We start from the raw sequence: 11,802 nt of genomic DNA on the forward strand, positions 1-11,802 counted from the left end.
GCGACACCGCAGCCGTCACGATGGACTTCCACCCGCAGCCGCAGGCCGGCGAGCCCACGCCGTGGGCCTTCCCCGCCCCCGAGCGCTCCACCCTCGGCAACGGCCTGACCCTGCTGCGCTGCCACCGCCCCGGCCAGCGGGTCGTCGCGGTCGAGGTCAACCTCGCGGCCCCGCTCGACGCCGAGCCCGACGGCCTCGACGGAGTGGCCACGATCATGGCCCGCGCCCTGTCGGAGGGCACCGACAAGCACTCCGCCGAGGAGTTCGCGGCCGAGCTGGAGCGCTGCGGGGCCACCCTCGACGCCCACGCCGACCACCCCGGCCTGCGCGTCTCCCTGGAGGTCCCGGCCTCCCGCCTGCCCAAGGCCCTGGGGCTGCTCGCCGAGGCGCTGCGCGCGCCCGCCTTCGACGACGGCGAGGTCGCCCGGCTGGTGCGCAACCGGCTGGACGAGATCCCGCACGAGCAGGCCAACCCGCAGCGCCGCGCCGCCAAGGAGCTCTCCAAGGAGCTCTTCCCGGCCACGCTGCGCATGTCCCGCCCGCGCCAGGGCACCGAGGAGACGGTCGCGCGGATCGACTCCGCCGCCGTACGCGCCTTCTACGAGGCCCACGTGCGCCCCTCCACCGCCACCGCGGTGGTCGTCGGCGACCTGACCGGCATCGACCTGGACGCCGTCCTCGCCGACACCCTGGGCGCCTGGACGGGCGGCACCGCCGCGCCCCGGCCGGTGCCGCCCGTGACGGCCGACGACACGGGCCGCGTGATCATCGTGGACCGGCCCGGCGCGGTCCAGACGCAGCTGCTGATCGGCCGGATCGGCCCCGACCGGCACGACATCGTCTGGGCCCCGCAGGTCCTGGGCACCTACTGCCTCGGCGGCACCCTGACCTCCCGTCTGGACAAGGTGCTGCGCGAGGAGAAGGGCTACACGTACGGCGTGCGGGCCTTCGGCCAGGTGCTGCGCTCCACGGCCGACGGCAAGGGCGCCTCGATGCTCGCCATCAGCGGCTCGGTGGACACCCCCAACACCGGTCCGGCGCTGGAGGACCTGTGGCAGGTGCTGCGCACCCTCGCCGCCGAGGGGCTGACGGACGCCGAGCGGGACGTGGCGGTGCAGAACCTGGTGGGCGTGGCCCCGCTGAAGTTCGAGACCGCCGCCTCGGTCGCCGGGACGCTGGCCGACCAGGTCGAGCAGGAGCTGCCGGACGACTACCAGGCGCGGCTGTACGCGCGGCTGGCCGAAACCGGTACGGCGGAGGCCACTTCGGCGGTCGTGAACGCCTTCCCGGTGGACCGGCTGGTCACGATCCTCGTGGGCGACGCGGCGCAGATCGAGGAGCCCGTCCTGGCCCTCGGCATCGGTGAGGTCACGGTCGTCACCAACTGACCGGAGGCCGACCGGCAACTGACCGGCGGTCGGCCTGTGCCGAGGGGGCCCGGTGGAGCATCCACCGGGCCCCCTTTGTCCGTTTGGTGGTGTGGTTTCAGATATGCGGTGTGGCGTACGCAACAAATCCGCGCGTCTGTTTGGCGATTGACTGATGATCCGCCTAGCGTCAGGCGTGCTGTCCGTCACTTGTGCCAGCCGCACCCGCGGCACCGGGCAGCGATCGCCGAGTCCCCGTCAGGCGCGAGCCTGGGGAGCCGGGGACCCACATCAGTCCCTGGGGTGAATCGGACCGCCTCGTCAGAGGGGGCCCGTAGGAGACCTTCCTGCTCCGAACCCGTCAGCTAACCCGGTAGGCGAGAGGGAAGGAAAGGATCACCCCCGCCATGGCGTTTGGCAGTCGTGCAGCCGGTTCCGGTAAGCACCGCGGTTCGAGCCGTCTGAGCCGCAAGACCGCCGGCTACGCCGGCATAGCCGCCCTCGCCACCACGGGCGTGGTCGGCACCCTGGCGGCCCCGGCCTTCGCGGCCGACTCCCACGGCGGCCCCTCCCTCGAGGACACCGGCGCGCTGAACGCCGTCGTCGTCGCCGACGGCCTCCAGGACGACATCGAGACCCAGGCCGAGACCCAGCAGAGCGCCGCCGAGGCCGTCGCGGCCCAGGCGCAGGCCGAGGCCGACGCCAAGGTGCGCGCCGCCGAGGCCAAGGAGAAGGCCGAGGCCAAGGAGAAGGCCGAGCGCGAGGCCGCCGAGAAGGCCGCCGAGGAAGAGGCCCGCAAGCGCCTCAACACCTTCGTGGCGCCGATCACCGGCTCCTACGTCAGCACCCAGTACGGCGCGGGCGGCGGCATGTGGTCCTCCGGCAGCCACACCGGCATCGACTTCCACGCCGACCTGGGCACCACCGTCCACGCGGTGGGTGCGGGCACCGTCGTCGAGGCCGGCTGGGGCGGCGCCTACGGCAACAACGTCGTGATCCGCCACAACGACGGCACCTACACCCAGTACGGGCACATGGACTCGCTGAGCGTCTCGGTCGGCCAGACGGTCACCGCCGGCCAGCAGATCGGCCTGTCGGGCTCCACCGGCAACTCCAGCGGCCCGCACCTGCACTTCGAGGCCCGCACCGGCGCCACCTACGGCACGGACATCAACCCCCTGGCCTACCTGCGCCAGCACGGTGTCGGCATCTGACCCCTCCCTCTTCGAAGAAGGCCCCGGCTCCCCGAGCCGGGGCCTTCTCCGTTCCCCGGGTTCCGCCGGTTCTCCGCGTTCCACCGGTTCCACGGGTTTCCGCCGTTTCCGCCCGTCCCCCGTTCCGGATTTTCGGGCTTTCTCGGAAATCCCCACGTGGTGCAATAGAGTCGCAGACGCGGCACGTTCGATCGGAACGAAACCAGCGGAGGTCCGGCCTTGCGTATTCCGGCGCACGCGGTGTGCACAGCCATTCGCGACGATATCGTCTCCGGTTTCTTCGGGCCGGGCGGCCGGCTGACCGAGGAGGTGCTGGCCCGCCGGTACGGGGTCTCGCGCGTGCCGGTGCGCGAGGCGCTGCGCACGCTGGAGTCCGAGGGGTTCGTCACCACGCGGCGGCACGCGGGGGCGTGCGTGGCGGAGCCGAGCGAGCAGGAGGCGGCCGATCTGCTGGAGCTGCGGATGCTGCTGGAGCCGCTGGCCGCCTCCCGTGCGGCCCGGCGGCGCACCGAGGCGCACCTGAAGGTGCTGCGGGGGCTGGTGCGGCTGGGCCAGGAGCGGGCCAGGCGGGCGCAGGGGGAGGACCTGCGGGCGCTGGGGGGCTGGTTCCACGAGACCCTGGCCCAGGCGTCCGGCAGTCCGGGGCTGATCGCGCTGCTGACGCAGACCCGGCGCAAGATCGCCTGGATGTACGAGGTGGGGGCGCCGGTGCGGCCGGTGGACTCCTGGGCGGAGCACGGGGCGCTCGTGGACGCGGTGGCGCGGGGGGACGCCGAACGGGCCCGCGCGCTGGCCGCGCTGCACGCGGAACGGGCGTCGGGCGTGTTCCGGCCGAAGGTGAGGACTTTGCAACGTGCCGTAAACACGGCAGGTGGCCGGAATTAACGCGGGGCGCGTAGAAAAGGGGGCCCGCGGTGGAATTCCCTTTCGGTCGCGCCGGTGCGTTCCGGCCAATTCCGTCCGCGCGGGCCCCACCGATACGCATTTCCGCCGGAGCGGTTATCGCCGGGACCGGGACCGGGACCGGGACGGCGCGAAGCCGCGGCCCCCGGGACGGCGGGGCCGCGGCTTCGGCCGGAGACGAAGGGATCAGACCGTCTCGGGGAGCTCCTCCAGGCCCTCCGCGACCAGCTTCGCGAGGCGGTCCAGCGCGACCTCCGCGCCGTCGGCCTCGGACGCGAGGACGATCTCCTCGCCGCCCTGGGCGCCCAGGCCCAGGACCGCCAGCATGGAAGCGGCGTTGACGGGGTCGCCGCCGGCCTTCGCGATGGTCACGGGGACGCCGGAAGCGGTCGTCGCGCGGACGAAGATCGAGGCGGGACGAGCGTGCAGGCCCTCGGCCCACCCGACGTTGACGCGGCGCTCTGCCATGGTGATGCCCTTCAGGTTCTCGTGGTTGTCTAGACCAGTCTCTCACGTCACCCGGAATGCTCGGACCGGCCTCCGGCCCGACCCAGCGGCCGTTCGGCCCTGCTCAGCTTTGCACTGATCCGTCCCGGTACGCCTCATTCCAGGCGTACGCGCCGCCCGGCCTGTCGGAGCCGCCCGGCCGCCCGGCCGGATCCTGCCCTTAGGCTGGCCCCATGACCACCGCGTCGGACCCCTCGTACCCGGCCCACTGGGAAGCGGACGTCGTGCTGCGCGACGGCGGCACCGCCCGGATCCGCCCCATCACGACCGAGGACGCCGGGCGGCTGGTCAGCTTCTACGAGCAGGTCTCGGACGAGTCGAAGTACTACCGCTTCTTCGCCCCCTACCCCCGCCTCTCCGACCGCGACGTGCACCGCTTCACGCACCACGACTACGTCGACCGCGTCGGCCTCGCCGCCACCATCGGCGGGGAGTTCATCGGCACCGTCCGCTTCGACCGCATCGGCCCCGACGGCCGGCCCGCCTCCGCCCCCGCCGACGAGGCCGAGGTGGCCTTCCTGGTCCAGGACGCCCACCAGGGCCGCGGGGTCGCCTCCGCCCTGCTCGAACACATCGGAGCCGTGGCGCGGGAGCGCGGCATCCGGCGCTTCGCCGCAGAGGTGCTGCCCGCCAACACCAAAATGATCAAGGTGTTCACGGACGTCGGCTACCAGCAGAAGCGCAGCTTCGAGGACGGCTCCGTCCACCTCACCCTCGACCTCGAACCCACCGCCGAGTCCCTCGCCGTCCAGCGCGCCCGCGAGCAGCGCGCCGAGGCCCGCTCCGTCCAGCGGCTGCTGGCCCCCGGCTCCGTCGCGGTGATCGGCGTCAGCCGCTCCGGTTCCGGCGTGGGCGCCGCCGCGCTGCGCAACCTGCGCGACGGCGGCTTCCGCGGGCACCTCTACGCCGTGAACGAGGCCAGGGCTGCGGGGATGGAGGGGGACCTGCTGGACGGGGTGCGGGCCTACCGCACCGTCGCGGACATCGGCGCCCCCGTGGACATCGCCGTGATCGCCGTGCCGGCCGAGCGGGTGCCGGGCGCCGTCGCCGCCTGCGGGGAGCACGGAGTGCAGGGGCTGGTGGTGCTGTCCGCCGGGTACGGGGAGAGCGGCCCGGACGGCCTGGCCCGGCAGCGCGAACTGGTCCGGCAGGTGCGCTCGTACGGCATGCGGCTCATCGGGCCCAACGCCTTCGGGGTGATCAACACCGCGCCGGAGGTGGAGCTCAACGCCTCCCTCGCGCCCGCCCCGGCCACCGCCCGCGGGCGGATCGGCCTGTTCACGCAGTCCGGGGCCATCGGCATCGCCCTGCTGTCCGGGCTGCTGCGGCGCGGCGGTGGGCTGTCCTCCTTCGTGTCCGCCGGCAACCGGGCGGACGTCTCCGGCAACGACATCCTCCAGTACTGGTACGAGGACGAGGCCACCGACGTGGCCCTGATGTACCTGGAGACCCTCGGCAACCCCCGCAAGTTCACCCGCCTCGCCCGCCGCACCGCCGCCGTCAAGCCCCTCGTCGTCGCCCTCGGCGGCCGCCACACCCCCGCCGGGCACGTCGTCCCCGGGACCAGGCTCCCCGAGGCCACCGTCTCCGAGCTGATGCGGCTGGCCGGCGTCATCCGGGTCGACACCGTCACCGAGCTCGTCGACGCCGGGCTCCTGCTGGCCGGCCAGCCGCTGCCGGCCGGCCCCCGGGTGGCCATCCTCGGCAACTCCGAGTCCCTCGGCGTCCTCACCTACGACGCCTGCCTGACCGAGGGGCTGCGGCCGTCGCCCCCGCTGGACCTCACCACCGCCGCCACCCCGGAGGACTTCCGCACCGCCCTCACCGCCGCCCTGGCCTCCGAGGACTGCGACGCCGTCGTCGTCACCGCCATCCCCTGGGTCGGCGAGCGGGCCCTGGCCGACGACCTCGCGGAGGCCTTGCGCGAAGCCGTCGCCGAGGTCCCCGGCAAGCCCGTCGCCGTCGTCCACGTCGAGCTCGGCGAACTGGTCGAGGCCCTCTCCGCCGCCCGGGCCACCGCCCCCGCGGCCGCACCGCCGCCCGCCGCCCCCGCCGCACCCCGGGGTCCGGCCCCCGCCGGCGCGCCCTCCGCCGCCCCCGCCCCCCACGGGCGGATCCCCGCCTACCCCGCCGCCGAGCGGGCCGTGAAGGCCCTCGCCGAAGCCGTCCGGCACGCCGAGTGGCGCCGGGCCAACGCCGACGTCCGGCACGTCCCCGAGTACGAGGACATCGACGAGAGCGGCGCCGCCGCCCAGCTCGCCGCCCTCGTCGCCGGAATCGGCGAGGGCGCCGCACTGACCCTGGAGGAGAACGCCGCCCGCGAGCTGCTCGCCCGCTACGGCATCACGGTCCTGCCCACCCTGCCCGCCCCCAGCGCCGACGCCGCCGTCCGCGCGGCCCGGGTCCTCGGCTACCCCGTCGCCCTGAAGACCACCGCCCCGCACCTGCGCCACCGCGCCGACCTGGGCGGCGTACGCCTCGACCTCACCACCGAGGCCGAGCTGCGCCGCTCGTACGAGGAGCTCACCGAGGCCCTCGGCAAGCCCGCCGAGCTCCTGCCCGTCGTCCAGACGATGGCCCCGCGCGGGGTGGACACCGTCGTCCGCTCCGTCGTCGACCCCGCCGCCGGAGCGGTCCTCTCCTTCGGGCTCGCCGGAGTCCCCTCCGAGCTGCTCGGCGACACCGCGCACCGCCTGGTCCCCGCCACCGACCGCGACGCCGCCGGACTGGTCCGCTCCCTGCGCGCCGCCCCCCTGCTCTTCGGTTGGCGCGGCAGCGACCCCGTCGACACCCCCGCCCTGGAGGAGCTGCTGCTGAGGCTGTCCCGGCTGGTGGACGACCATCCCGAGGTGACCGGGATCTCCCTGGAGCCGGTCGTCGTCGCCACGGAGGGCCTCTCCGTGCTCAGCGCCACCGTGCGCGTCGCCCACCCGCCCGCACGGACCGACCTCGGCCCGCGGACCCTGCCCAGCTACTGAGCGACGGGCAGGTAGGGGGACCCCGTACGGGCCTTAGGATGGACCTCATGGCGAAATCCGGTACGACGACCCAGGGGCTGCGCGCGGCGATCGAGCGCAGCGGCTACTACCCGGCCCTCGTGGCCGAGGCCGTGGAGGCCGCGGTGGGCGGCGAGCCGGTCTCGTCGTACGTGGTCCACCAGGAGACCACCTTCGACTCCAACGAGGTGCGCCGGCACGTGACCGTGCTGGTCCTTACCGACACCCGGTTCATCGTCAGCCACACCGACGAGCAGGCCGCCGACGCCGGGTCCCCGTCCCCGTACGCGACCACCTCGACCGAGTCGGTCAAGCTCGGCACGATCTCCTCCGTGGTGCTCAGCCGCGTCGTCGCCAACCCGGAGTCCTACACGCCCGGCCAGCTGCCCCGCGAGGTCGTCCTGACCATCGGCTGGGGCGCGGTCTCGCGCATCGACCTGGAGCCCGCCGCCTGCGGCGACCCCAACTGCGACTCCGACCACGGCTACACCGGCAACTCCACCGCCGACGACCTCAGCCTCCGCGTCAGCGAGGCCGGCGACGGCCCCGAGACGGTCCGCCAGACGCTGCTCTTCGCCCAGGCGCTCTCCGAGGCCACCGCGGCCACCACCCGCTGATGTCCTACTCCGTGCCGCCGAACTGGCAGGACGAACCGGAACTCCTCGATCTCGCCGGCGCCCCGGTCCCGCAGTACGGCACCGGCTCGCTCGCGGACCTGCTGCCGACCCTGGCGGCCGGCCAGGGCGTGCCCGGCCTCGCCGCCGGGATCGCCGAGCTGACCCCGGCCGACCGCAACTGCGTCTTCCTGGTCGACGGCATGGGCTGGGAGCAGATCAACGCCCACGCGGAGTACGCCCCCTTCCTGGCCTCCCTCCTCGCGAGCTCGCGCGGCGGCACCGGCCGGCCGATCACCGCGGGGTTCCCGGCGACCACCGCCACCTCCCTCGCCTCCGTCGGCACCGGCCTGCCGCCCGCCCGGCACGGCCTGCCCGGCTACGCCGTGCGCAACCCGGCCTCCGGCGAGCTGATGAACCAGCTCCGCTGGTACCCGTGGACCCCGCCCAAGCCCTGGCAGCCGTACCCGACGGTCTTCCAGCTCGCGGACGCGGCGGGCGTGCACACGGCCCAGGTGTCGGCCCCGAACTTCCAGAGCACCCCGCTCACCCAGATCGCCCTCAGCGGCGGCACCTTCCACGGCCGGATGACCGGCGAGGAGCGGATGGACCTCGCCGCGATCCAGCTCGCGGCCGCGGAGCGCTCGCTCGTCTACACGTACTACAGCGAGCTCGACGGGGCCGGTCACCGCCACGGCGTGGACTCCGACGCCTGGCGCGGCCAGCTCATGTACGTCGACCGGCTCGTACAGCGGCTCGCCGAGCAGCTGCCGCCGCGCACCGCGCTCTACGTGACCGCCGACCACGGCATGGTGGACGTCCCCTTCGACGAGGACTCCCGCATCGACTTCGACGAGGACTGGGAGCTCGGCGCCGGAGTCGCCCTGCTCGGCGGCGAGGGCCGGGCCCGGCACGTCTACGCGGTGCCCGGCGCCGAGGCCGACGTGCTGACCGTCTGGCGCGAGGTGCTCGGCGACCGCTTCTGGGTCGCGAGCCGCGAAGAGGCCCTGGAACGGGGCTGGTTCGGGGCGCCGGGGGAGTGCGACGAGCGCGTGCTCGGCCGGATCGGCGACGTGATCGCCGCGGCCCAGGCCGACGTCGCGATCACCGCCTCCCGCAACGAGCCCAACGAATCGGCCCTCACCGGCATGCACGGCTCCATGACGGCCGCCGAACAGCTGGTCCCGCTGCTCGAAGTCCGCACCTGAGCCCGCAGGCTCTCCCGCTCCGCCCCCTCTCACCGCCCACGACCCGAAAGGTCCCGTACCTCCCATGCCCGAGCTGGTGTTCTTCTCCGGAACGATGGACTGCGGAAAGAGCACGCTGGCTCTCCAGATCGGCCACAACCGCTCCGCCCGAGGCCTCCAGGGCGTGATCTTCACGCGCGACGACCGGGCCGGCGAGGGCAAGATCTCCTCCCGCCTCGGCCTGGTGACCGAGGCGGTCGAGGCCGCCGAGGGCATGGACCTGTACGCCTACCTGGTGGAGCTGCTGTCCAGGGGCGGCAAGGCCGACTACGTGATCGTGGACGAGGCCCAGTTCCTCGCCCCGGAGCAGATCGACCAGCTGGCCCGCATCGTCGACGACCTCGACATGGACGTCTTCGCCTTCGGCATCACCACCGACTTCCGCACCAAGCTCTTCCCCGGCTCCCAGCGGCTGATCGAGCTCGCCGACCGGATCGAACAGCTCCAGGTCGAGGCCCTGTGCTGGTGCGGCGCCCGCGCCACCCACAACGCCCGTACCGTGGGCGGGCAGATGGTCGTCGAGGGCGCGCAGGTCGTGGTGGGCGACGTCAACCGCCCGGCGGGGGAGATCGGCTACGAGGTCCTGTGCCGCCGCCACCACCGCCGCCGCGCCACCTCCGCCTCGGCGCACGCGGGCTCCCTCTCCCCGGACGTCCTCCCGGTCAACTCCGTCTGACGGCCCCGGCCGCGGCCCCGTAGGGACTACCCACGTTGGTGATGGTCCCGGTCCGCCGGGCGGGCGAGACTGGCGTCCGCGAAGACGACGGGGAAGAGGGCTGGGGATGCCATGCGGCGACTCGAAGTAGCACTGATCGGCGCGGGACTCATCGCCCGCTTCCACCTGGACGCGTGGACCGCCGTCGGGGCGTCCGTGCGCGTCCACTCCACCGACGGGCGTGCGCAGGAGCTGGCCCGGGAGTTCGGCGCCAAGGCGGTCGGCTCCCTCGACGAGGCGCTGGACGGCGCGGACGCGGTCGACATCTGCACCCCGACCGGCAGCCACCACGCCATCGCCATGGCCGCCATCGCCGCAGGCGTGGGCGTGGTGTGCGAGAAGCCCCTCGCCGCCTCCCTGGCCGAGGCCGAGGAGATCGTCGCCGCGGCCGCACGGGCCGGCGTGCCGGTGTACCCGACGCACAACGTCCGGTTCGCCCCCGCCTACGCCCGCCTCCAGGCGCTGGTGGCGTCGGGCGGGCTGGGCACGGGCGCCATCGGCCGGTTCACCGTGGCCGGCTACCACCCGCGGCCCTGGACCGCCGAGGTCCCCGCCCGGTCGGGCGGGATCCTCACCGACCAGATGCTCCACGGCGTGGACATCGCGTACTGGCTCTTCGGGGACGTCGTCCGGGTCCACGCCGAGTACCAGGGCGACATCGCCGCCCCCGCCCCGGCCGGGGCCGTCGCCACCGGGACCGCGCTCCTCACGCACGCGAGCGGTGCCCTCAGCCAGGTGGTGTGCCGGTGGACGGCCACCCCCCAGCCCCCCTTCCGCCTCACCTACCAGGTGACCGGCACGGGAGGGACGGCGCTCTACGACTCCGAATGGCCGCAGGAGACCAGGGCGTTCGGTGTCGAGGACCCGGCCTTCGGACACTTCGGGGAGAAGCCGTTCCTCTCCGAGATCCGCGAGTTCGCCCAGGGGCTCCTGGGCGGTCCCGCGCCGCGCCTGGGACCGCACGACGCGCTCGCCGCCATCCGCCTCACCCAGGCCGCGGCGGAGTCCGCCCGGACCGGGCGTGCCGTGGACCTCGCACCGACCACGAAGGGGGCAGCGGCATGAAGGTCGCCGTGCTGTCGCTCGCGCACGAGCGCGCCACGACCTACGCCCGGCTGCTGAACGGCATGCCCGGCGTCGAGCTCGTCATCGCCGACCCCGACGGCGCGCCGGACGACCCGGCCCGCGGACGGGCGGTGGCGCGGGAGCTCGCGGTCCCCTACGCGGACGGCTGGGACGAGGTCTTCGCGCTGCGCCCCGACGCCGTGGTGGTCACGAGCCGCCTCGCCGACCGCAGGGAACTGGTCGAACGCGCCGCCGCAGCCGGGGCCCACGTCCTGTGCGAACAGCCGCTCGGAGCCACGGCGCAGGACGCCCTGGCCATGGTGCGGGCCTGCGAGGAGGCGGGGGTGCGGCTCACGCCCGCTTCACCGGAGTGCTCCAGCCCGGCGTTCGAGGCCATCCGGGAGCCGCTCGCCGCGGGTACGGCCATCGGCAGGCTGACGACCGTGCACGGCGCCTGCAACGCCCCCGTCGCCGACGGCCCGGAGGCGGGCGCGGTCCTGGCCGCCAACGCGGCGGCCCTGCTCGCCCTGGTGGACGCGGTGCTCGGCGGGCAGCCCGCCGAGCGGGTGTACGCGCAGTCCAACGGGCTCCTCAGCGGGGGCCGGGACGTCCAGAGCGCGGCGCTCATGACCGTGCGCTACGCGGACGGGACGGTCGCCTCCCTCGACTGCAGCCGGGGCCTGGCGGGGAACCCGGCGGGGGCGGGCGGGCCGGCCCTGACCTTCGTCGGCGAGCGGGGCAGCGTGGACTTCACCGCCCGCCCGCGGCTGATCGGCGGCTTCGACGCCGCCACGGGTGCGGAGCGCCGGGAGGCGGGCGGCGACGACCTGGAGGCCCGCGTCCTCGACGCCTTCCTCGCCGGCGACGGCGAAGGCGGCGCCCGGCCCGGCCCGGACGGTGCGGCCGGCGTGCGCACGCTGCGGATCATCGAGGCCGCGATCGAGTCGGCCCGTACCGGCCGCCCCGTCGAACCGGCCGCGCCCGCGGGGGCGTAGGGCCCGTACGGAGGCAGGCGCAGGAGCTCCCGAGCACGGTGGACCCCCAGGGGACACCGGGCGCCGGGAGCTCCGTCGTTTCCGCCCGCGGCCGAGGCCTGACCATCCCTCAAGAGTCCCTGGAAAAGGGCGGCCCCGGCCCTACCAGGCTGAGGGATGTTGTGGCGTGAACCATCCGC

The 11,802-nt window shown here is 74.4% G+C and carries 10 protein-coding genes and 1 riboswitch; of the genes, 9 read left to right on the forward strand and 1 reads right to left on the reverse strand.

Going from position 1 to position 11,802, the window contains the following annotated elements; translation table 11 throughout:
* Positions 1–20: 20 nt before the first annotated feature.
* The 3 genes from ACIRBY_RS30305 to ACIRBY_RS30315 all read left to right on the forward strand — a co-directional run bounded on the left by ACIRBY_RS30305 (position 21) and on the right by ACIRBY_RS30315 (position 3,466).
* Positions 21–1,388, forward strand: a complete 1,368-nt coding sequence (locus tag ACIRBY_RS30305) for a M16 family metallopeptidase (RefSeq protein ID WP_403906541.1) — start codon at positions 21–23, stop codon at positions 1,386–1,388.
* Positions 1,389–1,602: 214 nt separating this feature from the next.
* Positions 1,603–1,762, forward strand: a riboswitch (cyclic di-AMP (ydaO/yuaA leader).
* A 12-nt stretch (positions 1,763–1,774) separates the two neighbouring features.
* Entirely contained in the window at positions 1,775–2,581 is an 807-nt protein-coding gene (locus ACIRBY_RS30310; RefSeq protein WP_403906487.1) for a M23 family metallopeptidase, read from the forward strand.
* A 219-nt stretch (positions 2,582–2,800) separates the two neighbouring features.
* Positions 2,801–3,466: a GntR family transcriptional regulator gene (locus ACIRBY_RS30315; protein ID WP_403906490.1), complete on the forward strand. Its 666-nt coding sequence runs from the start codon at positions 2,801–2,803 to the stop codon at positions 3,464–3,466.
* Between the two features lie 204 nt (positions 3,467–3,670).
* On the opposite strand, the gene ACIRBY_RS30320 is transcribed toward ACIRBY_RS30315, so the two are convergent.
* Positions 3,671–3,952, reverse strand: a complete 282-nt coding sequence (locus ACIRBY_RS30320) for an HPr family phosphocarrier protein (protein ID WP_328928048.1) — start codon at positions 3,950–3,952, stop codon at positions 3,671–3,673.
* 212 nt (positions 3,953–4,164) lie between these two features.
* On the opposite strand from ACIRBY_RS30320, the gene ACIRBY_RS30325 reads away from it, so the two are divergent.
* The 6 genes from ACIRBY_RS30325 (at position 4,165) to ACIRBY_RS30350 (ending at position 11,623) form a co-directional block, all read left to right on the forward strand.
* On the forward strand, positions 4,165–6,969 hold the full coding sequence (locus tag ACIRBY_RS30325) for a GNAT family N-acetyltransferase (protein ID WP_403906493.1): 2,805 nt from the start codon (positions 4,165–4,167) through the stop codon (positions 6,967–6,969).
* A gap of 47 nt (positions 6,970–7,016) precedes the next feature.
* Positions 7,017–7,604 carry a DUF5998 family protein gene (locus tag ACIRBY_RS30330; protein WP_042819277.1) on the forward strand — a complete coding sequence of 196 codons (588 nt, stop codon included), beginning with the start codon at positions 7,017–7,019 and terminating at the stop codon, positions 7,602–7,604.
* Positions 7,604–8,809 carry an alkaline phosphatase family protein gene (locus tag ACIRBY_RS30335; protein ID WP_403906496.1) on the forward strand — a complete coding sequence of 402 codons (1,206 nt, stop codon included), beginning with the start codon at positions 7,604–7,606 and terminating at the stop codon, positions 8,807–8,809. Before ACIRBY_RS30330 ends, ACIRBY_RS30335 begins: the two co-directional genes overlap by 1 nt.
* Before the next feature lie 64 nt (positions 8,810–8,873).
* Positions 8,874–9,524: a thymidine kinase gene (locus ACIRBY_RS30340; protein ID WP_403906499.1), complete on the forward strand. Its 651-nt coding sequence runs from the start codon at positions 8,874–8,876 to the stop codon at positions 9,522–9,524.
* 111 nt (positions 9,525–9,635) lie between these two features.
* A complete protein-coding gene (locus ACIRBY_RS30345; protein WP_403906500.1) occupies positions 9,636–10,628 on the forward strand; it encodes a Gfo/Idh/MocA family protein in 993 nt (330 codons plus the stop codon).
* A complete protein-coding gene (locus tag ACIRBY_RS30350; protein WP_403906503.1) occupies positions 10,625–11,623 on the forward strand; it encodes a Gfo/Idh/MocA family protein in 999 nt (332 codons plus the stop codon). The genes ACIRBY_RS30345 and ACIRBY_RS30350 overlap by 4 nt, the downstream gene beginning before the upstream one ends.
* Positions 11,624–11,802: the final 179 nt, after the last annotated feature.

The organism is Streptomyces sp. NPDC096136, from assembly GCF_044763325.1.
Classification (GTDB): domain Bacteria; phylum Actinomycetota; class Actinomycetes; order Streptomycetales; family Streptomycetaceae; genus Streptomyces.